Raw genomic sequence first — 21,019 nt, forward strand, 5'->3', positions numbered from 1 at the left:
AACGTCCCGAAATCAAACTAAATAAGGCGGTTCTACTACTCCCCTTTAATTAGTTGCCCTAACTGCCGCTTTTGCACATTAGCAAGCTCTCGGTTCAGGCAGAAACGTCGAATTGTTAAGCAAACTACTTCACAATCGCAATCGCAAGGCCGTCGTAACCGGGTATGACGGTGCTGAGCAGGCGTTCGTCGGTCGCGATACGCTCATTGAACGAACGGACGGCGCGCACGGCAGGGCCTTGCTTCGCGTCGTCGATTGTCCGGCCGCGCAGGAAAATGTTGTCTCCGACGATCAACGCGCCCGGTTTCGCCAGCTCCATCGCATAGCCCAAGTAGACCGGATACCCTTCCTTATCCGCATCGATGAAGAAGAAGTCGAACTTCCGGCCTTCTGTCGCAAGCCTCGCCAAGCTCTCCTTCGCATCCCCTACAAAATACTCAACTTTACCTCCAAGTCCCGCAGCTTCCATATTCGCCTTAGCGACGTCCGCATAATGCTGCAGCAGCTCCAGCGAAACGAGTTTTCCCTCTTCCCCCATGCCCCGTGCCAGGCATATGCCGCTATAGCCGCCGAGCGCTCCAATTTCCAGAACGCTGTCCGCTCCCTTCAACCTGACGAGCATCGTCAGCAGCCGTCCATAGCCTTCGGCAACCGATATATCGGGCATTCCGCGCTCCGCAAGCACGGTTTTCACACGTTCCAGATCGGCGTCTTTTGCATATAAAGAATCCACATATTGCTCTTTCAGAAACATTATTCATCTCTCTCCATTTAAACAATTTGTAAAAACAACCTAGTTTGTCCTATACTTGATTGTATGTTTTTGTTCGCAGCGATACAAGCGCAGCCCGGACATTAGTCGACAGGCCTCGCAGTACTAATGAAAAGAGAGTGTTAGATGGAGAAGCTACAACTAATTGCAACCGCGCCGATGGGTCTTGAGGCGGTTGTTGCCCGCGAGCTTAAGGATCTTGGATACATGGACCTGCAGGTCGAGAACGGTAGAGTCAACTTTACGGGCGGTCCCGCCGATATATGCAGGACGAATCTATGGCTTCGTTCCGCAGGCAGAATTCTTATCAAGATGGGTGAATTCCGCGCAACGACGTTCGATGAGCTGTTCGAAGGCACGAAGGCGCTTGACTGGCCGACATGGATTCCCGAGGATGGCGAGTTCCCGGTTGACGGACGTTCGCAGAAATCGCAATTGACGAGCGTGCCTGCCTGCCAAGGCATCGTGAAAAAAGCGGTTGTCGAGAAAATGAAGGAAACTTACCATACCGAATGGTTCCCGGAAGATGGCGGCCGTTATGTCGTTGAAGTGACTTTGCTTAATGATCAAGCGATGCTTACGCTAGACACGACAGGAGCCGGCCTGCATAAGCGCGGCTACCGCAAAGTGTCGACGGAAGCGCCGATCCGCGAGACGATGGCGGCGGCTCTCATTCAGCTTAGTCGCTGGCAGCCGGAACGCCCGCTCTACGACCCGTTCTGCGGCTCGGGCACCATTCTAATAGAAGCTGCGATGATCGGCTGGAATATTGCGCCGGGACTTCGTAGATCGTTCAACAGCGAAGGCTGGCCCCTCTTGCCTGAAGAGCTATGGGATGCCGCAAGGGAAGAAGCGTATGATGCGGTCAAGGACGATATTCCGCTTCAGATCGCCGGCTCGGACATCGATCCGAACGCAATCGAGATTGCGGAGGCGGCCGTGAAGAAAGCCGGCTTCGGCAAAGACATCAAGCTCAGCGTCCTGCCGGTCGCCAAAGCAAAACCGCAAGGCGATTATGGCGTAATCATTACGAATCCGCCCTATGGCGAGCGTCTGGGCGATGACCGCGAAGCGGAAGCTGCATTGAAGCAATTCGGTCTGACGGCGCTTCATTATCCGACCTGGTCGTTCTTCGCGATAAGTCCTTCAACGACGATCGAGAATTACTTCGGACGCCCTGCGGACAAGAAGCGCAAGCTGTTCAACGGCCGGATTGAATGCAACTATTATCAATTTTTCGGCCCGTTGCCTCCACGCGGCGGCCGGAACTAGGGAGAAAGGCAGGACAATCTTATTATGTATGCCAATAATTATAATATTGTACGGCGAGTCATGGGCAGCGTGCTCGTAAGGCTGACTCGTCTCAAGACGGTAGACATGCTGCTGTTTACCGTCGTCTTGATGGCCAAGCTGTATGTATTTTCCGATTTTATCGGCATGTCCAAAATGAGAATGAACGGCGAGGATGCGTTCATTGAACTGGGAGCGGTATTGCTCACGATCTTCTGGACCATCTGGCTGCCTCCGCGCGGCCGGATTATTGCTCTTATTATTATAAATATGATTCTCTCGTTTGTTATGTATGCCGATCTTATTTACTATCGTTACTTCCAAGATTTAGTCACCGTACCGGTGCTTATGCAGATGGGCCAAGTCGATTCGCTCGGCGAGAGCATTAATACGCTGCTGGCTTGGAAAGACATTGTCTTCTTTATCGACTGGGCAGTCATCGTGCCTTTTCTTGTCTATGTCATCTGGAGAGGCCACGGCGATCTTCGCAGAGCGAATGAACAAGCCGGCAGAACTTCCGATCCGCTATGGCGCAAGGCGGTTGCCCGCATCATCATAAGCGTATTCGTATTTATGCTTGGCTCCAACCTTGTTTTCACGAATATTGAAGAGGCGAAACGGACGTGGGCGCAAGGTATTTTCGTCGGTGCCTGGTGGAATGTATCCATTTACAACGTAACGGGAGAGCTTGGCTTCCACGGCTTCGACATCTATCGTTACGCGAAGCAGAACTGGTTTGATACTTCGAACGTTACAGCCGAACAAGCATCCGAATCGAAAACATGGATCGATGAGCGGGGCGATGCCCGCAATCAGTTGGAGAAAGATGCGCTATTCGGCGCTTATAAGGGAAGCAACGTCCTTATGATTCAGTTGGAAGCGATCCAAAACTTTATGATCGGCCAATCGATCGGCGGCGAGGAAGTCACGCCGAATATGAATAAGCTTATTAAGGAAAGCGCCTATTTCAGCCAATTCTATCACCAGACCGCGCAGGGGCGTACGTCAGATGCCGACTTCGCTGCGAATTGCTCGATGCAGCCTGTCGGCAACGGCTCGGTCTTCATCCAATACGCGAATCATGAATTCGACTGCATGCCGGAGACGCTTAAGCAAGAAGGCTACGTAGCGAATGTGTTCCATGCGTATGAGGGCGGTTTCTGGAATCGGAATACGATGTACCATAATATGCAATACGATAAATTTTACAGCAAAAAGCATTTTACGTTGAACGAAAAGGTAGGCTGGTCGCTGGGCGACAAATCGTTCTTCCAGCAGTCGCTCGATGTGATCTCGGAGCAAAACCAGCCGTTCTATTCGTTCTTGATTACGCTGTCCAGCCATCACCCCTACACCATGCCTGCCGATCAGCATAAGCTGAATGTCGGCGAGCTTGACGGAACGATTATGGGCGATTACCTGCAGGCAACCCATTACGTCGATGCGGCAATCGGGGAATTGGTCGAGCGAATGAAAGAGGAAGGCCTTTGGGACAATACGATCCTTCTCATGTACGGCGATCATGACAATTCCATCAAGGACATGAAGCTGTTCGAGACCTTCCTTGGCAAATCGCTTTCCGAAGTCGAGCAGACGATGATTATGAAGCAAGTTCCGTTAATCGTTCATTTGCCGCGCGGCGAGCATGCCGGAGAATATCCGAATGTCGGCGGACAGATTGACGTCACGCCAACCGTTATGCATTTGCTCGGCATCTCTACCGCCGACAAATATATGATCGGCATGCCGCTCATTACCGGTCAGCCGGTTTCCGGTCACAAGGTCGTCCTGCGCAATGGTTATTGGACAGACGGAACCGTCTTCTTCATGCCATCCGCCGACGGCATTGCCGAGAACGGAAAGTGCTGGAATATTGCCGATAATGCGCTCACCGACATTAATGGCTGTTTGCCTGGCGTAGAAGAAGCGAGCACGGAGCTGGCGATGTCCGATCAGATCATAGCGAACGATCTCCTCGCCGATTACAAGAAGCAAGACGCTACGGTAGCGCAAGCCGGCACCAAGGATGATTCTAGCGCGCAAGCTTCGGCAGGCGCGCAATAATACAAACAACCCGCCCTCCCCAAACGAGAGCGGGTTGTTTGTTTGTTTGTTCACGAACCTTGCAATCTGGAGCCGTGCTCGGCTAACCAGCCAAGCACTTCGTCAATCGTACGGACAGGCACAATATTAAGCGCAGGCGCAGCTGCTCGGGCGTCTTCTGCGGAAGCTGCCGGAACGAAGAACACATCGGCATCGGTTCGGCTGACGGCATATGCCTTCTGCGGAATGCCGCCGACAAGCCCGACGCTGCCGTCAGGCTCGATCGTTCCTGTTCCGGCAACTTGCAAGCCCCCAGTCACGCCCCCGGGCGTCAACTGATCGATGATCGCCAGCGTCAGCATGGCGCCATGGGAAGGTCCTCCGATATGCGCCAAGTACCGTTTATAATCAATCGAACGAGGAATATCGAGCTTTACATTCGTCTGCACGGAGATGCCGAATACAGTACGATTATTGTCATCGTCGGCAGCACGGGTAGGCGCGTCGATTCGAAGCGTCTCTCCTTCTCTGTCAATCGATAGCGTCACCGTATCGCCGGGCTTAATCGCATCTCCCATATAACCGGTCATATCATCGAGTGATTGTACCGCCCGGTCGTTTAAGCGATGAATAACGTCGCCGGCCTGGAGCAATCCCTCTACCGGGCTTCCGCTTACGATAGCGACGATGCGTACCCCATCGGCCGTGACGCCTTTGCCGATCCCTGCCTTCTCCATCGCAATGGCGGCCGCGACGCTGTTGGCATCCGTCTTCATCATGACAACTTGCGAATAGGACTCGGTTAGCGGCGGCTCATCCTCGGGGATCGGCTCGAAGCGATATTGCGGGAACAGCTTGCCGTATACCCAGTCCATCGGCACAGCCGGCCTTTCGAATACGAGCACGCCGTTTATCGTCCCTCCTGCAGTCCCATTCTCGACATGCGCGTAACGATTCATATCAAGCGTCATTCCCGGGTAAGTGACATTATAGCCTGTCGGAGAAACAAGCAGTGCCAATACGATCGCAATACCCATCCATAAGAGCACGGTGCGCTTCGGAAATCGCGGCTTTCCGATAAGGTCCCAATCAAACATTTCGCTAAGCAGCATATCCAGGACAACAAGCAGTGCCGATATACCAATGAACAGGAGTATCAGCATCAGCTTCTCCGAATCGAATAACGCAATTCCAGCGACACACAAACTGACTGCAATGACGGCCTGCTTAAGTATGTACAGCAGAACATAAGCGAGCTTGTTACGTCGACTTCGATTGGATTGCCCTGCGTAAGCTTTTCGAAGGGCTACAATGCCTAATGCCGCACCTGCCGCCCAGAGCAGCGGAGGCAGCGCGAGCAGCATGAGCAGCCAATCGATCATCTCGATCCATTCCATGCCCGCGGATGTCTTAAGCGGCGCCGGCAGCCATATAAGCTCGGCAGCGGCCAAATAAACTAATGAAACGACAAGTCCGATTACATAGTAGTTCCGGTGCTTTCCCAACCTTATCCTCATCCTCATTCAGCAGTCCTCTTCGCCAATAAATTGTTCGCTATTCTTTATGCCAAGATGTCCGCAACGAGCGAGAACCCAACGGAAAACTTCGCCGTTGGGTCCTGATGTGTACGTATCGTATGAAGTTCAAGTTCAATCAAGCTATGCCAGCACGCCTTCTTACTTCTTAATGTACTTACTGGCTTTCTCGATCGCATCATCCTCGGAAGTGCCCTTCACGTATCGTCCGTTGATGAAGACGAACGCATAACGCGCGCAAGGACCGCAGTAAGACTTGCAGCTTACTACGCCGATCTCGTCGTTTGGCGCCAGCTTCTGCAGCTTGGCAACCGACGTCTTCATCTTCATATGCTTGCATTTATCGCATACTCGTATATCGTTAGCCATTTCAACATCTTCCTATCTTGCTCCGGCAGTCTGCGAAGCTTAGTGATCGCCGTGGTTGCCTTTAGTTGGATTCGTAATGGCAAAGCCTTCCTCCGGCACATAAAAGTAATCAATTCGAACACCGTCTAGAAACTCGTTGCCATCTTCTAAAATAACATCGATATCTTTATCTGTCGATACGACGACGTCTTTCTCGGTAGGCTCATCGATCCCCATGCCGTAATGCGCATGGTCGCCATGCGCGTGCGTTACGTAAACGCGAAGCTTTTTGCCTTCGTTTTCCGGCTTGTCCAGCTCTACCTTCAACATCTTCGCCGCGTTTTTGGAAATTTTGCAATTCATCGTCATCCAGCTCCTCTTATCTTTATGCCCATGGGCAGGTTTTACTATTTCATATTATACTTCGTCTGCATTCTGCGGGCAAACCATTCTGCAACAAACATCGTAACGGCAATGTCGTCGATCGGCATCATAGGAAGCACATCCGGCAAAATCCAATAAAGAAATACCGGCACGCCGAAAATGAGCTTGTCCTTAACTTCGACTTCCCGTGACCTCAACAGCTTGAAGATGAGGCCAAACGTTTGTTTCCAATGACGAAGCGACAACAATTTACGCATAGGACATCCCCGCCTTTAAGGCATTTACGTCCAGTATACCATAACGAAGCAGACATCACCTACGATGGGCGATGCCTGCCGATTCGCAGCGTTTCCACCAGAAGCGGCTGCAATTCCACGTAAATGTTATCGAAGTTTTGGAACGGCAGCGGATTCTCGCCATACCCGGCCTCCACTGTAAAGCCAGGCTTGCGGAAGTACTGAATAAACCAATCCTTATAACCGGCATCGCTGCCCGACAGCTTTACCGGCTTATAGCCGCTTGCTTGGCCTAACCGCCGTGCAAGCATCTCCGCTTCAACCGGCTCATAGTCGCGGTAGTTCCAATAAATTTCCCGCCCTTGCGTATGAAGCGCCATAACGGCATCGAAACCGATCGATTCGGTAAGCCGAGCCATAGCGAGGGCTTCGGGCTCGCTCAGCGGCTGCGGGCCGGGATAGTCGCGCGGACCTGGCCCGTCGATGCCGCGACGCTTGCGCTCTTCATCCCAATGCGCCGGGAACTGATCGTTCAAATCAACGCCTCTCGCATTCGCCTTCCAGTCGCTGAAGCTAGTTGAGCCGCCGTTCCACGCGATCAGTTGCTCGTACCAAGGATTCGTCCTGTTCACCCCGCATTGCGCAAGCTCGACGCCGTCCGGGTTGACCATCGGTACGGCCCACAGCGTCACCTCTCCGCACAACTCCGCCACCTCCTGCCCCCGCAGCGGCTCGCCGCTTGCGTACGATGCAGACAAGTCGCCAATGAAACGCATTAACAACGCGGATGTAATCCATTCATTGGCGTGGAATGAAGCGTTCATATGAATCTTTCTTGGGCCGCGTCCGCAGCGCAGCGCGACTAGCGGTCTACCGAGCACGCTGCGCCCGATTTCGTAGACGGTAACGAACGAATAATGGCTGGCAAGCTGTCTGCAGCCCTCAAGCATATCATGATAACGGTATGTGTCCTTCGCGTTCATCGCAATATCGCCTCCAGCGGGCCTCCGCCCTCATCATTCCTACCATGCTATGCCGCTGAAGCTTGCCCTATGTTAGGCTATACCCTGGCAAAGCGAAGAAGCCGAGCCCCGACCTGCAAGCAGATCGGATCTTCGGCTTCTTTGCGGCCTCACGTCACTAGGCAAAGATCAGACAATATTAGGTACCTGCCAGATGACAGGCGTCAGTTCGATCTGCTCGCCAAGCCATTGCTGCGCAATGGACTTGAACAAAATCGGATCTCCGCTGCAGAAGAACTGATGTACCGGAATTTCGTCTCTGCGTGTAAGGCTTCTTTTGTTCTGCAGAATAACGCTTACCTCCCGAGCCGTTTCGTCGGCGGAGTTGATAAGCGCCACGTTCTGACCCATGACTTCCGCAATCGTATCGGTCAGAAACGGATAATGCGTGCAGCCTAAGATGAGACAATCGATGGGATGCTTTCGCAAATGTCCGATTGACTTACGTACCGCCTCGTACGTTTCCGGCGAACGGAAATTGCCTTTCTCCACGAGCGGCACGAATAGCGGACACGTTTCGCTTATCACTTCCACATGAGGCGATAGTTCCCTTAACGCGCTGTCGTAAGCACGGCTCTTAATCGTTCCTTCCGTGCCAATAACGCCGATACATCCGGTTGTAGAGCGGCCAATTGCAGCTCGTGCGCCGGGATTGATAACGCCGACTACCGGCACTGCGACTCTTGAGCGAATAACGCCAAGCGCCGCTGCCGTTGCGGTGTTGCATGCTATGACAATCATTTTGGGACTGAATTGAATTAAGTAATCAACAATTTCTCTCGTAAACTGAATAATTTCCTCCGAGGAACGAGGACCGTAAGGCGTCCTTGCCGTATCTCCGAAATAAACGATTTTTTCTCGCGGCAGTTGGCGCATCACTTCTTTGGCAACGGTAAGACCGCCTACGCCTGAATCAAGTATCGCAATAGGTTGCTGTTGATGCACGAACACACCGCTTTCCTTGAACATGATCGTCATATAGAATGACACAATAGCATATGAAGACGGGTAAAAAAACGTACCTACATCTTATCCTATAATAAGACGACCTTCAACAAACAAACCGGCGCTTTATCCTATGTATAAATGAGAAGGCGCTGGTACATGGTTATTCGAAACCATGTACCAGCGCCTTTCTTGCAGCATTACAGCTCTTTCGTTACTGCAGCTTCCGATTCGCCGGCTTCTACCGTTTCGATTGCGGTTGCAACTTGATGTTCGCCGATCTCGGCATTCACCACGGCTGCCGCTTCTTCTGCTTCGATCAAGTTCTTGCCTTTGACCGTGCTTACGAAGTTGCCCGCCGCGAGCTTCGTACGGTCGGCAATTTGAACCGCTTGATCACCGATTTGTCTTGCGATGCGTCCCGTTGTATCGCCAACTTGACCGGCAACCTTCACCGTCGTTTGGCCTACCTTCTGCGCTCCCGTCGAAATATCTTGACGAAGCTCCTTGCCTGCTTTTGGCGCCAGTAACAGAGCTGTGACGGAACCGATAACACCTCCGGCTAAAGCACCCAGCAAAAATCCTTTATTCTGTTTACGAGTTGACATCATCATTCGCTCCTTTCGTTCTTAGCGTGCCCTTCGCCTCTGCCTGTCGATTCGGAGGAAGAAGCGGTAACATGTGCATCATGCCGAACGCCATCGTTCTCGCTCGAAACGGCCGAGCTCCGTCTCGATTGCCATAGCTGCCAAGCGGCTATGCCCAGCTCCGCCCATTCGAACACTTCGCCTGCTTGACGCTTCGTTTCTGTCCGTTCCGCGTGCCTTGCCGCTGATTCCGCCAAGACCGCCGTTACGCTCTCTACGGCCGAGGTCGTATGCTTGATCGCACCGCCGACCTCGCCAGCCGCCTCGAAAAACCGATTCACTGCGCTTAGCTGCCGCTGCGCCGTCCGAATCGCCTCCTCCGTCGGAGGCAAAAGACCGCTAAGCTCAGCGGTTAGACGGCTCACGTCGCGTTGCATCGCTTCAGCAGATTGCTGCACCTTTGCAAGCCTGCCAAGCAATATTCGCATGCCGACGAGCAAGCCCGCCACCAGAATAACGAATGCGCCAGCCGCTATCGCTGCACTCCATGCCATAATCATGCTCCTCTCTCCTCCTTCCGCGCAATCTAGACGAATGCCCACTTGCGTAATGACAGTATAAGCAGCATGGGCTTGTATTGACACTGGCGCATGCAAAAAAGGGACGCCCTCCGGAATCTACTCAAGATTCCGGAGGGCGTCCCCCGCATGATCAGCCGACCTATCAGCCTATCTTATAACTGCACTTGCCTCCGCCCTTCGCCAAACATTCCGTTCTCTCGACCGGAGCGTCAAGCAGCGCTTGAAACAACGCAAGCTCGCAGCTGCAAGCTTGCTGGTACTTGCCTGCCACCTTTGCAATGGGGCAGTTGTATTCGTACAGCATATAAGCTCCGTTATCAAGACTCCTCATCTCGGCCATATAGCCCCCGGCGCTCTGAATCGCCGTCAGCTCGCTTACTCTAAGCTCCAAGCTCTTCCCCGCCATTCTCGGCTCATACCGTTCAAGAAGCTTCTGCTTCCTGCCGTCGAACATCCGATCAATGAGCGCTGCGGTATCCGGGCTGTCGGCCAGCTCGTCGAGCAGATCGAGTGTAAGCAGGTGATAGTTCTTCGGGAAGAGCTCGTCGGCTTGCTTCGTCAGCTCGTAGACATGCAGCGGTCGGCCCATTGCTTGTCGGATCGAGACGATATTGACGCTGCCTTCCGTCTCCAACGCGTACATATGGCGGCGTATCGCCATTTCCGTCAGCCCAAGCTCCTCTGACAGCTCGCCCGCGCTCATTCGTCCCTTTGTCCGAAGCAGCAGCAATAGACGCTCGCGCGTCGAGCCGTCTCCGCTTTTCTCAGCTGTCCGCCTTGCTGCGCGACTCGTATCGTTGCGCTTCAAACCTTCACCACCCTCGCAGATCTATTAGCGTCATTGTAACGTAATTTGGCCGTTTTGCAAGTGTAAACAAATGCAAACGGCCAACGTTTTCACGCGCTATAGCTCACGTTCCAAATATTGCTCCACGGCTGCCTTGTATTCCGGCAGCAGATCCGCTATTCGGACCGACAACGGATGCAGCTCGCTGCGCGGCCATACGAAATATTCCTGAACGAGCGGCCGCCGAAGCTTAACCAACTCGATTAACGTCCCCAGCATGTTCGCCGGAAAAACGCCTTCCTCGCCCGTAATCTCGATGATATCCTCATAGCTGCTTGCATCGCGCATAATGAAGCCGTCAATCAGATAGCTTCCTACGTCGGTTACCGTTTCAATGGCCAGATGCAGCGCGCGTTCCTGGGCCAGTCCTTGCAGCAACGTCCCTTGCCAATTCGAAGCAACGTCATGCAGCGCTTCTGCAATCTCATTCACGGCTTGCAGCCTAACTGCAATTTGCTCGCGATTTACATAATACAATTGTCGTCGCCCGCCTTCAGCCTTGCTTTTTTTTCTTCGCTTTCCGTTTAAGCCATGCCACCATAATAACGCTGCTCAATACGATAACGAGCAAATAAGTCATGATTTCATATACATCGCGCATGCTGATCTGTTCTTCCATTAAGCGTTAACCCGCCTTTCAGCTCTCGAAATCAACGCTGACGGAAGCTTCGCGAACTTGCAGCATATGCTCGATTACTTTTTTGTGAACGGGATGCACCTGATATTGTTCAAGCGCTTCCATTGAGTCGAATTTCGTAATTAAAGCGATATGATACGATCGTTCCGAATGAAGCACGTCAATTCCGACCTCGATCGATTTAAGCACCTCGATCTTGCCTTCCATATCTCTCAGCACTTGTGCGGTGTTAGCTACGTTCTCTGCGCTTCCATCCTTCAATTTAAAGAAAACGATGTGTGTAAGCATCCGTTGTTCCTCCTTTGGTTTGACCCTATTCGCATGACATCGATTCAATTGTCGCATAATAACCCAAGACACATCATACCCTATGCATCCGTTCAAGGGCAATCTCTGCAACATTACGGCGAAGGAGCTTGATACGCAATGCGCTATCCCGTTACAATAGCGGCAACCCTGATCGGGCTTGCGATCTGCCTGTTCAATTACACGGGCTACGACCCGCATAACATGGTTTTCTTTATGTTCAGCCCACCGGCATGGATCGTCGATTTGTTCGTTGACATTCATGAAGTAAGCGTCTTGCTTATGTACGTCTTGACGGTGCTTACATGGGCGCTGCTCGGCTTTATTGCCGACAAAATCATCTTATCCAGCCGCGAGAGCAGCCGCCGTCGCAGCGCTCGTTAATAAAGTTTGAAAAAGGAGCCTTTCGGCTCCTTCTCCATCTTCCCTTATCGCCGCGCTTGCTTAAGCAGCCTCTACAATCAACTTCGCTTCCATCGTTGTATGGCCTTGTCCGCAAGGAATGGAGCAATAAATTCTATATTCGCCCGGCTCGGTAAATTCAAGGTCCGTTTCCGGATGATCATTGTCGAGCTCTACTTGCAGCTCATCGATATGAACGCCGTGAATGCCGCTCTTATTCTCAAGCTTCAGCTTCACTTTGTCGCCGACCTTCACCGTGTACGTATCTTGGTCGAAAGTAAAGTCGTTCGATGCAACGACCTTCATCAGAGAAACGCCCTCCGGCAATCCGGCAGCCTCGTCAACCGGCTTAGCGGGCAATCCGAATGTGAGCATATAAACGCCCAGCAACGACGCCGCTGTAAAAAGTACGAACATAATCCATTTGTGCATTGCTACGTGCTCCCCTTTGCGATCATAATGTCTACCTCTTATATTACATAACATCGTCCGAAGTTCTCAACCTTAAACTGAGCAAAGAGGAAAAGTTTTTTTGTTTTTTTGACAAAACCATGAACAATTCGCAAATTAACGTGACAAATACTGTTTAAGTACTCTTTCGGACTCGGCCTTAACGAAGCCCCACAGCATGAAGAAGCGGTGGTGATACCCTCGGCACATGTATTGCGCGCTTAAGCCGTCGGCCTCTTGCTTCTCTTCATACACTTTAATGCCGATTTCGCGGAATTGCCGCCTAATGGCCGACAGATCGAGAAGCACTCGATCCTGTACCCCGCGCAGCATCGATTCATATAACCTTGGAAGCTTGATCGAGGCCGTCCCGATCACCCGTATGTCATGGTCCAAGATACGCATTACGATGCCGAGCAGCTCGTATCGCTTCACCAGCTCAAGCTCCTCATCGGTTTGCACGGGAGGATGCGAAGCCGCATTCACCCCGGTGCGTCCCTCTTCCTTGCTTACGGCCATGGCCTTTCCTCCTTGCACATCCGACACCGCCCCCATAAGAACACCTGTTCTTATTATATCCAATGACAGCTTGTTCATGCAATAGAGAAAAAACTTCCTGCTCCATATACCTTCCACGCATACGCGCTCATTTTTTCCGTTTAAGCACCTCGATCATTTCGCGCAGCCGGTCCGGCATCGGCAGTCCGATCCGCCCATAGTTTTCCGTAATGGATATAAGCTCGTTTGCTATATAAAAGTAGATCGCCGCGCCCATCGTCACATTGTTCAGTTCCATTAAGATATCGATGCGGTGCGCAAGCAATATAACGAGCAGCATTAATCCTTTGCGGGCAAGCCCCCAAGCGCCGAAGGCGCTGTTCAGCCCTCTTCCTTCTTTAATCGATGCCGCTACGCCGGTAACATAATCAATCCCCATGGCAACTACTAATAAAGTAAGCGATTCAATCCATGAGCCAAAAGCAAAGGTAAGGATCGAACCCAGTATTCCGCAAATCGAGCATAGTAAGACTAACGGCATATTTTGTCACCCCTCATGCAAATAGATTTGCTATATAATATGCTTCGAGCTTGAAGGTTGTCCGTGACAATAGCAGGCCGATCCCTTAATATCTATGAAGCGGGTGCCGTTATTTGGCGTTTAATTGAGAAGGAAATAGGAAAGCGGGGCATAACATGCAGCTCATAATGAAACTCGCCTTCAAGCTCGTACGTTTAAACCATTATTTGATTGCCGCGCTTACGCTCGCGCTCGTGGCGATCAGCTCCGCACTCGCTTATTTGATCGAGCCGGAGACGTTCGGTACGTTGTTCAACGCGATATGGTGGGTAATGACGACGGTCGCGACCGTCGGATATGGCGATTATTTTCCGAAGACGGTACCGGGCAAAGTGCTTGCGATGTTTCTATACGTGTTCGGCATCGGACTGCTGAGCTTGCTAATCGGCAAAATCATCGATTCGATCGCCAGTTTTCACAAAAGAAGGGAGAGCGGCAAATTGAAGGTGCAGGAGAGCAATCATATTCTCGTTATTAATTGGAGTAAAAAAGCGCAGCTGGCCGTCGAAGAGCTGCTTAGCTCCGAGCCTGGCATACATATCGTAATTATCGACGACGGCGATAAGCATCCTTACGATCGGCCGAACGTGCAGTTCGTCAGCGGCGACCCGACCTCGATCGAAGTGCTGGCAATGGCCAATATCCATGCCGCACGGTCCGCTATTATTTTCGCGGATCCGCGCATCGATGACGCATCGCTGGTGGACGGCAAGTCCCTGCTGATCGTCTCCAGCATCGAGCAGGCCGCGCCGGCCGTTCATACGACGGTCGAAATCGTGATCGAGAAGCATATTCTCAACTTCCGTCACGTACAAGTAAATGATTTTATATTATCGCATGATGCCGTTTCGAGGCTGGCCGTCCGTTCCGCTCTGAAGGAAGGCAGCGTCGATCTGTTCACGCAATTGCTCAGCAAACAGTTCGGCGAGGATGTTTTCGACATTACGCCCGATCCTGCCTGGCTAACGTACGGCGACGCATTCGCTGCGCTTCTGCGCCAAGGGGCGACGTTAATTGCCGACAGAACGGATATGAGCATCAACCGCAAGCTGGATATGAAGATTCCTGCCGAAGCCCGCTTGTTCGTCATTTCCAATGAAGATACGATCCACAAGATCCGATCCGAAAGGCGGTACTAATTTATGTCCAGCCCTCTATCTTATGTGGAGTGGTCCGAGTACGAGCAGCGCGTCCTGCGTTCGATTGCCGAAGCAACCGTATCGCAAGGCGAGCTGTTCGTCCGCAAACTCGTCAACGCTACTGCCGTTCGCAACAGCCTGTACGAGCATACGGCTAACGAATCCGAGGACCGGCAACGTCATCTTATTTATATGAAGCCCTACAGCGAATTCGACGATTCCATGTACGGAACGGCGATACGCACCGCTCTCTATGAGAATTGCAGCGTATCTCCCTACTTAGAAGCCGAATTTCTGCTATGGAACGGATATCGGTTCAATCCATGCGTTCTCGGGATAAGGCCGCCGGCAGGTCCGCTCGATTTCGCCGAGCTGCTGCTCGATCATTATATCGTCTCCGAGCAGAGCACCTACGAGACCGTGTACACCATTTACGATATGGACCGCAGCAAAATCGTCGTATTTTTGAAAGGAGTCGCTATTTAAATGGAAGACGAGCTCGAAATGAAGTTGCATTCGCAGGGCAGTGACGCGACGCGTCCGGCGAAATGGCGGTCGAATAGCCAGAAAGCGCTTGCCTTTGCCTTAATGCTTACCGTTCCAATCGCGTTAAGCGGATGCAATACGGCAAGCAACAACGATTGCGAGGATTACGACAATAACAATTATTGCGACGACGACGGCTCCCACATTATAAGCAGCGGCAAAAAAGTGAAAAAATCGTCCAGCATCAAGTCCAGTTCCAGCTCCTCCAAAGGCTTCGGCAGCTCCGGCTTCGGCAGCGGAGGTTAGCTCTATGCATCGAGTCATTCCGCTAAGTCTCACCGCGGCAGAGCTGTTCCAAGGCGAGCTGGCTGATCGTATACCTTATCATATGATGTACGGGAAGCAATACTGCCTGCCCTCCGTTACCTTGTATGCGCGCGATGAATTCGACGAACTGCAAGCCGCATCTATGCTTGTCGACCGCATCTATTGGAAGGCGCTTCGGTTCGCCCAGCGCTGCTTGCCGGACGACTTCCTGACGAAGCAGCTCGGCATCCATCCTTCCTTGGTAGATACGGCCCGAATAGAGACTCCAGCACACGGCCTCTCCAGACAAGACTGGATCATAGGCGCTGAAGGCATGAAATGTATCGAGAATAACACGGATACGCCGACCGGCGTGCCCGAAGCCGCTTATCTGGGCAATATGGTTTCCGGACGCTATACCCCTTATCGCTCCGCAACCGCCGGTCTGCGCACGGCAATGCTGGCCGCTTTCGGCAAATTAATCGGCCATTACCGCGAAGCGGGCCTGGACGGCATGATCGCTTGCAGCAGTTACGATTGGCATGTCGAGGACAAATGCAATACCGAATATGTGCTCGAAGTCATACGCGAGCTCGGTTATGAAGCGGTTTATGTCCCGCTCGATCAGCTTGAGATCATTCCTGGCGACGGCCTGTACGGCAGCGGCAAACGCATCGATATCTTGTACCGGCTGTATCCGCTCGAATATTTGATCCATGATACCGATGCGGACAGCGGCTTGCCGATCGGCGAAGCGTTGATCGAACTCGTTGCGGAAGGCAAGCTCGGACTAATCAATCCGCCGCAGAGCGCAATTACGCAGAGCAAAGGGTTTATGGCGCTCATCTGGGCTTTGTATGAGAGAAACGAACTTTCGATCGATGTACTTGGACATCCGTTGTTCGAGAGCGAAGAGCTGGATGCTATTCGCGCCTACCTGCTTCCTACTTATTTCGAGAAAACGGTCTTCCTTCAGCAGCAAGTGCCATTCGTCGCTAAAGGCTACTGGGGACGCGAAGGCAAGGGGACGGCGCTTTACGGCGTAGACGGCATGCTGGAAGTGGATGAGTGGGGCAATCAGGAGGACGCAGAGGAAGCCGAGGAGACAAAGCAATATTATAGCCGTCAACCGAAGGTATACCAGCAGCGCGTTCCGATGGAGAAGACCGCCGTCCATACGGAAGCCGGATTATACGACGGCTACCTGCTCACCGGAGCCTACGTCATAGGCGGACGCTTCGCGGGTCTATTGCCGCGGATCGGCGGCATCATTACCGGCGACATGGCCTACTTCTGCGCCGCCGTCGTACAGCAGGACGAGTAGGGCGGTATTGGGATTGGATTTCGTTTTACATACCTATTAGGAGGTTTTAACTATGAATGATTTTTTAGAAAACGCGGCTAACGTCGGCATCGGTCTCGTTATTATTCTCGTTATACTAGTCGTAGGCGCTTTCGTATTCAGCAAGCTGACTCGCTACGACGACGCCAAGGAAATCGACAAAGGCAACGAAGCGGCCGGCATGTACATGGGCAGCAAGCTGCTCGGACTCTGCATTATCGTCGGCATGGTGTCGTTCAGCTCCGATTCTTGGGTATCGATGCTTATTTGGTCAGGGATCGGCATTGTCATCCTTTGCCTCGTCTATGTCCTATTCGACTTCCTGACGCCGCGCTTCAAAGTATGCGATCAGATCGCCCAAGGCAACATGGCTGTCGCACAGCTGCTGCGCTCGATCATTATCGGCGTATCGATCGTTATCGGCACGTTCCTCATGTAAATGGTTAGGCAATACTTGGGTTAGAGCAGCTGGAAATTCTCTTCCGGTGTTTTTCCAGCTTCTCGTTCTCTCCCGCTCCATCCATTCCACACGATTGCTTCAGCATAAGTCGGATAGCCCATCCTATTTCCCTCCGCCCCCCCTTTACCCGCAATTAGGTCGCATTTTTCATCTTACTCTACTCCACCTTACCGCTCAGGAACTCCATTCAACTGGATTCAAACAACATTAGTCGGTTTCACCATCCTATTTGCGCCATACGCCCCTATACCTCCCCATAAGCTGAACAATTCAACTTAGATGCCCAACCATCCTTTGCTTCCGTAGTTTAACTATTTGGCTTTTTCTCCTTGCTTCACTCTCCCCTTAGTTCAGGAACGGTTCAGGGACGATAGAGTACTTTAGATTCGCCGGCAACGGCGCTGGTAACGCTCCCCTGACTAGAGGGGATAGTGAAACAAAGCGAAAAAAACTCTATAAGGTTCGCACCGCAACGAATTTGAAAACGAAAGGCCGGAGGGCTTGCCTCCAACCTGCTCAACCGACGGTTCTATTCCCCCGGAGCGGCACTAAAGAATTGGCTGTTGTACGAGCGCGCCTGGAAAAACAAAAGGAATCATCGCTGTAATGGGCGTGATTCCTCTTATGTTTGCTTTGCAGTTTCGTTTGTTTCTCCTTCAGCGTCTCGCTTTGCCTCGTCAACGGATTGACGCCATGCCAGCTGCCTCTGAGCAGATCGGGCGTTAGGCGTCCTTGCTTCGCCAGCTTCTCTCTGGCCTTTCTCGCTTTGCTCATAGCCATTGTCTCTTTTGCCTCCTAAATATACGAACTTCCTACCATTATATGCTTCTGGCGCGTTTTGCGAAAGAGGAGCTTGCGGCCGAACGGTGACGTAATGAATCGAATCCGGATCGAATATATATAATTTCGAAAAAAAAAGTTCGCGCGGCCATCTATTGCTTGAAACATTTTGTATCAATCCTTCGTTTTAGAGTCTAATCAAGGAATTGGAGCCAATAGGTGGAAACGTTCGCTGCAGTTATCATAAAGGAGGAATGAGCTATCCGAAAACTATTGTTAGTTCTGTTGTCCGCCATTTTGATGTTTGCCGTATTGCCCGCCGCCGCAACAGCGGCATCGGATGATCTCACCACGGAGGAGAAATACCGCTTCCTCGTCAAGGAAGGCATATTCACCGGTTTCCAGGACGGCAGCTCGCAGCTCTATACAACCATGACGCGCGAGCAGTTCGCGATCGTGCTGTTCAAGTTGTGGGATCTGACCGAAGATTCTTCCAAAGCCGTTTATACCGACGTTCTCAAAACAAGATGGTCCTACGGAGAGGTTCAAGCCATTTCCCGAGCGGGCCTTATGCAAGGCGTAGGCAAAGGAAAATTCAATCCTGCTTCGAATGTTACGGTCGAACAGCTGGCATCCGTCCTCGTGCGCGGCTATGGCGCTTCGGGCGAAGCATCCAACACCGTATACGGCAGCGTTTCTGCGTGGGCGAAACGCGATGTAGGCGTGGCGCTGAACAAAGGCTGGATCACGCCGCAATCCGATTACCGTTCGAGCGCGCTTCGCTCGCAGCTCGTGCAGGCCGCATACTCCGTCTACATCGACATGAATCCGCAGAAAGATCCGGAGCGCGAGAAGCTGGAGGTCTACTCCGTCGTCTCGATATCGAACAACGTCCTGCTCGTCGATCTTCGCAAGTCCGTGAAGGAAGTTTCCACCGATCAATTCGAGCTGGAAGACGAATACGGCAGAGATGTCCGGATTCAGCGCGCGTCCCTTAGCAATAATGGCACGCTCGTTACCCTAACGACGGATAAGCAAACGAGCGGCAAGACGTACCGGCTTACCGTAGACGGCAATACATGGAGCTACAAAGTGTACGAGAGCGAGCCTGAACCTCCAAGAGACACGACAAAACCTCGCATTACGTCCAGCAAAATCACGAGCGAGGCCAAGATCGAGCTCGTGTTCAGCGAGAAGATTACGGAAAGCTCCGCCGAGAACTGGTCCAACTACCGTTTTAACAACGATCTCGACATCGCCGGCATTGACCTGGCCTCCGACGGCAAGAAAGTAACCATCACGACGGAACAGCAGGAATCCGGAAAGGTCTACACGCTAACGGTCAAAAATATTAAAGACTTGGCCGGAAATACGATGGATACGCGCAGCGATTTATACTTCGGCGCCGTCGTCGATAAGTCCGCCCCTACCGTTACCAAGTTCACGCAGCAGGACAATAAAATCGTCATCACGTTCAGCGAAGCGCTCGACAGCGGATCTGCCAATGACGAAGAGAACTACGAGATCGACGGCGGACTCGGCAACCCTACCCGGGCGACTTACAATGTAGACGACAAGACCGTAACGCTCACAACGGCCAATCAGACACGAGGCAAAAAATATACGCTCACGATCAACGGCGTCAAGGATAAAGCAGGCAATGCCATTGCCTCGAATACGAAGCTCGTATTCGCCGGCCAAGGCAGCTATGAATCGACTCCGGTCAGCCTGCAATCGATCTATGCCGTAAACGAAAACATGATCGACGTTGATTTCAGCCGTTCGCTCGCCGGCATTTCGTTATCCTCCCTCGACATCGACATCGTAACCGATAACGGCAATTCCGTCTCCATGTCCGGCTGGCGTGTCTACACGTCATTGAAAGCAGGCGACGACAGCATCGTCCGCGTTCAATTCGCGACAAGGGATAACGGCAATCCTTCCTTGTTCAAGCAAGGTCATGTATACGTGGCGAAAGTAACCGGTCTTCCGGGGCTTGATACGGCGAACGGCGCGAACAGCGCACGCTTCGCGGGCCTCGACGAGTCGAACAGAGCGCCATATGTGACAAAGGTCGTGCCGGTAAACGCAACGGCGGTTACCGTCTACTTCAGCGAACCGGTCAAGAACGTGAGCGCCGACAGCTTCCGCCTGGAGAACGATCGCGACGAAACCGTCAGAATTAACGGCGATCAGTTAAACGATAAGAATCGAATCGTTACGGAAGTAACGCTCAATTTGGGCGACAAGCTGGCAAACGGCAAAACGTATCGCATGAGCTTCGTATCCGGCGTAACCGATGCGGCCGGCTGGAACGGGCTCGTTACGAAGCAAGGAGACTCGCCTTATGTCGTCTCGTTCCAAGGCGTTGACCAGCAGAACGGAGCGCCGACGATTCAAGGCGTTAGCGTGAAGGACCGGTACACGTTCGAAATTCAGTTCAACGAGCCGGTAACGGGCGCGGACAACGACGTCTACTCGCTTTACAACGAATCGGATCGGACGGATGTTCGCATTACGGATGACGGCCATGCGGTCTACGTCCTATCCGGCGATCGGCAGAAAGTGACCGTATATCTGAATACGGCAAATGTCAGCCCGCTCCGCCAAGACAAAAGCTATAAGCTGTCGTACAAGGAGGACAAAGAGGCGATCGCCGACCTGCAAGGCAAGCTTATCGAGAATGACGCAGCCATCCATTTCATCGGTTCGGACCGCGATAACGCAAAGCCGTACATTACCGCTGTCGACGGCTGGACGACCGGACTGTATATTACGCTGAGCGAGACGGTCAAAGGCAATCCAGCCGGCGCCTTCGAGATCGTGACCTCAAGCGGCAAGAAGCTAAGCCCAAGCTCAGCGACGCTGCAAGGAAATGTCGTTACGCTTCAGTTGCCTACGACCTCCGTAGGAACGGTCGTGAACGTCAAGTTCTCCGCCCAAGGCGCGGAGTCGCTGCTCGATCTGAACGGCCAGAAGCCCATCGTAGAGACGATCTTCTACACCGTCCGCTAACCTAGCAAGCAAACAGGCAGCCCCGATG

General features: G+C 52.4%; 26 protein-coding genes. 9 read left to right on the forward strand and 17 right to left on the reverse strand.

The features are described from left to right. Positions 1 to 124: 124 nt before the first annotated feature. Positions 125 to 754 carry an O-methyltransferase gene (locus J2T14_RS03020; protein ID WP_307467553.1) on the reverse strand — a complete coding sequence of 210 codons (630 nt, stop codon included), beginning with the start codon at positions 752 to 754 and terminating at the stop codon, positions 125 to 127. Positions 755 to 898: 144 nt separating this feature from the next. Here J2T14_RS03020 and J2T14_RS03025 point away from each other — a divergent pair, with 144 nt between their 5' ends. Then, the gene (locus J2T14_RS03025; protein ID WP_307202046.1) at positions 899 to 2,044 is read left to right on the forward strand and encodes a THUMP domain-containing class I SAM-dependent RNA methyltransferase; all 1,146 of its coding nucleotides are present in this window, start codon (positions 899 to 901) and stop codon (positions 2,042 to 2,044) included. A 24-nt stretch (positions 2,045 to 2,068) separates the two neighbouring features. Further along, positions 2,069 to 4,126 (forward strand): LTA synthase family protein, encoded by a 2,058-nt coding sequence (locus J2T14_RS03030; RefSeq protein ID WP_307467556.1) that lies wholly within the window; start codon positions 2,069 to 2,071, stop codon positions 4,124 to 4,126. 50 nt (positions 4,127 to 4,176) lie between these two features. Here J2T14_RS03030 and J2T14_RS03035 read toward each other — a convergent pair whose 3' ends face one another. From J2T14_RS03035 to J2T14_RS03090, 12 genes are all read right to left on the reverse strand, one after another. Beyond that, positions 4,177 to 5,610, reverse strand: a complete 1,434-nt coding sequence (locus J2T14_RS03035) for a PDZ domain-containing protein (protein ID WP_307467559.1) — start codon at positions 5,608 to 5,610, stop codon at positions 4,177 to 4,179. 171 nt (positions 5,611 to 5,781) lie between these two features. Beyond that, positions 5,782 to 6,009 carry a DUF1450 domain-containing protein gene (locus tag J2T14_RS03040; protein WP_307202052.1) on the reverse strand — a complete coding sequence of 76 codons (228 nt, stop codon included), beginning with the start codon at positions 6,007 to 6,009 and terminating at the stop codon, positions 5,782 to 5,784. A 39-nt stretch (positions 6,010 to 6,048) separates the two neighbouring features. After that, complete coding sequence (locus J2T14_RS03045) at positions 6,049 to 6,351, reverse strand: iron-sulfur cluster assembly accessory protein (protein WP_307202054.1); 303 nt, start codon at positions 6,349 to 6,351, stop codon at positions 6,049 to 6,051. 44 nt (positions 6,352 to 6,395) lie between these two features. Further along, positions 6,396 to 6,629, reverse strand: a complete 234-nt coding sequence (locus tag J2T14_RS03050; RefSeq protein ID WP_307202055.1) for a hypothetical protein — start codon at positions 6,627 to 6,629, stop codon at positions 6,396 to 6,398. A 59-nt stretch (positions 6,630 to 6,688) separates the two neighbouring features. Further along, on the reverse strand, positions 6,689 to 7,591 hold the full coding sequence (locus J2T14_RS03055; protein WP_307467562.1) for a M14 family metallopeptidase: 903 nt from the start codon (positions 7,589 to 7,591) through the stop codon (positions 6,689 to 6,691). Positions 7,592 to 7,759: 168 nt separating this feature from the next. Beyond that, positions 7,760 to 8,599, reverse strand: coding sequence for a glutamate racemase (racE, locus tag J2T14_RS03060; RefSeq protein WP_373458106.1), 840 nt, complete (start codon positions 8,597 to 8,599; stop codon positions 7,760 to 7,762). 176 nt (positions 8,600 to 8,775) lie between these two features. Beyond that, complete coding sequence (locus tag J2T14_RS03065; RefSeq protein WP_307202059.1) at positions 8,776 to 9,183, reverse strand: YtxH domain-containing protein; 408 nt, start codon at positions 9,181 to 9,183, stop codon at positions 8,776 to 8,778. Positions 9,184 to 9,185: 2 nt separating this feature from the next. Further along, positions 9,186 to 9,722, reverse strand: a complete 537-nt coding sequence (locus tag J2T14_RS03070; RefSeq protein WP_307202061.1) for a DUF948 domain-containing protein — start codon at positions 9,720 to 9,722, stop codon at positions 9,186 to 9,188. Between the two features lie 163 nt (positions 9,723 to 9,885). Next, entirely contained in the window at positions 9,886 to 10,551 is a 666-nt protein-coding gene (locus J2T14_RS03075) for a helix-turn-helix transcriptional regulator (RefSeq protein WP_307467564.1), read from the reverse strand. A 96-nt stretch (positions 10,552 to 10,647) separates the two neighbouring features. Then, complete coding sequence (locus J2T14_RS03080; RefSeq protein WP_307467567.1) at positions 10,648 to 11,067, reverse strand: DUF86 domain-containing protein; 420 nt, start codon at positions 11,065 to 11,067, stop codon at positions 10,648 to 10,650. A gap of 16 nt (positions 11,068 to 11,083) precedes the next feature. Further along, on the reverse strand, positions 11,084 to 11,209 hold the full coding sequence (locus J2T14_RS03085) for a hypothetical protein (protein WP_307202067.1): 126 nt from the start codon (positions 11,207 to 11,209) through the stop codon (positions 11,084 to 11,086). A gap of 18 nt (positions 11,210 to 11,227) precedes the next feature. Continuing rightward, positions 11,228 to 11,515 (reverse strand): Dabb family protein, encoded by a 288-nt coding sequence (locus J2T14_RS03090; protein ID WP_307202068.1) that lies wholly within the window; start codon positions 11,513 to 11,515, stop codon positions 11,228 to 11,230. A 138-nt stretch (positions 11,516 to 11,653) separates the two neighbouring features. Here J2T14_RS03090 and J2T14_RS03095 point away from each other — a divergent pair, with 138 nt between their 5' ends. Continuing rightward, positions 11,654 to 11,917 (forward strand): hypothetical protein, encoded by a 264-nt coding sequence (locus J2T14_RS03095; RefSeq protein WP_307202070.1) that lies wholly within the window; start codon positions 11,654 to 11,656, stop codon positions 11,915 to 11,917. A 60-nt stretch (positions 11,918 to 11,977) separates the two neighbouring features. Here J2T14_RS03095 and J2T14_RS03100 read toward each other — a convergent pair whose 3' ends face one another. From J2T14_RS03100 to J2T14_RS03110, 3 genes are all read right to left on the reverse strand, one after another. Continuing rightward, positions 11,978 to 12,367, reverse strand: a complete 390-nt coding sequence (locus tag J2T14_RS03100) for a cytochrome C oxidase subunit II (RefSeq protein ID WP_307202072.1) — start codon at positions 12,365 to 12,367, stop codon at positions 11,978 to 11,980. 135 nt (positions 12,368 to 12,502) lie between these two features. Next, positions 12,503 to 12,904, reverse strand: a complete 402-nt coding sequence (locus J2T14_RS03105) for a hypothetical protein (protein WP_307202074.1) — start codon at positions 12,902 to 12,904, stop codon at positions 12,503 to 12,505. Positions 12,905 to 13,031: 127 nt separating this feature from the next. Further along, positions 13,032 to 13,424: a phage holin family protein gene (locus tag J2T14_RS03110; protein WP_307467570.1), complete on the reverse strand. Its 393-nt coding sequence runs from the start codon at positions 13,422 to 13,424 to the stop codon at positions 13,032 to 13,034. A gap of 155 nt (positions 13,425 to 13,579) precedes the next feature. On the opposite strand from J2T14_RS03110, the gene J2T14_RS03115 reads away from it, so the two are divergent. Genes J2T14_RS03115 through J2T14_RS03135 form a run of 5 tightly spaced genes read left to right on the forward strand, consistent with a single transcriptional unit; the run spans position 13,580 to position 17,175 of the window. Then, positions 13,580 to 14,602 carry a potassium channel family protein gene (locus tag J2T14_RS03115; protein WP_307202077.1) on the forward strand — a complete coding sequence of 341 codons (1,023 nt, stop codon included), beginning with the start codon at positions 13,580 to 13,582 and terminating at the stop codon, positions 14,600 to 14,602. Positions 14,603 to 14,605: 3 nt separating this feature from the next. Then, positions 14,606 to 15,088: a hypothetical protein gene (locus J2T14_RS03120; protein ID WP_307467574.1), complete on the forward strand. Its 483-nt coding sequence runs from the start codon at positions 14,606 to 14,608 to the stop codon at positions 15,086 to 15,088. Continuing rightward, positions 15,089 to 15,394: a hypothetical protein gene (locus J2T14_RS03125; protein ID WP_307467578.1), complete on the forward strand. Its 306-nt coding sequence runs from the start codon at positions 15,089 to 15,091 to the stop codon at positions 15,392 to 15,394. Positions 15,395 to 15,398: 4 nt separating this feature from the next. After that, entirely contained in the window at positions 15,399 to 16,718 is a 1,320-nt protein-coding gene (locus J2T14_RS03130; RefSeq protein WP_307467580.1) for a glutathionylspermidine synthase family protein, read from the forward strand. Between the two features lie 52 nt (positions 16,719 to 16,770). Next, positions 16,771 to 17,175 (forward strand): DUF350 domain-containing protein, encoded by a 405-nt coding sequence (locus tag J2T14_RS03135; protein WP_307202086.1) that lies wholly within the window; start codon positions 16,771 to 16,773, stop codon positions 17,173 to 17,175. 537 nt (positions 17,176 to 17,712) lie between these two features. On the opposite strand, the gene J2T14_RS03140 is transcribed toward J2T14_RS03135, so the two are convergent. Continuing rightward, on the reverse strand, positions 17,713 to 17,976 hold the full coding sequence (locus J2T14_RS03140; RefSeq protein ID WP_307467583.1) for a hypothetical protein: 264 nt from the start codon (positions 17,974 to 17,976) through the stop codon (positions 17,713 to 17,715). A gap of 273 nt (positions 17,977 to 18,249) precedes the next feature. Here J2T14_RS03140 and J2T14_RS03145 point away from each other — a divergent pair, with 273 nt between their 5' ends. Further along, entirely contained in the window at positions 18,250 to 20,991 is a 2,742-nt protein-coding gene (locus tag J2T14_RS03145) for an Ig-like domain-containing protein (protein WP_307467586.1), read from the forward strand. Positions 20,992 to 21,019 lie beyond the last annotated feature (28 nt).

Source organism: Paenibacillus harenae (assembly GCF_030812415.1).
Lineage (GTDB): Bacteria > Bacillota > Bacilli > Paenibacillales > Paenibacillaceae > Pristimantibacillus > Pristimantibacillus harenae_A.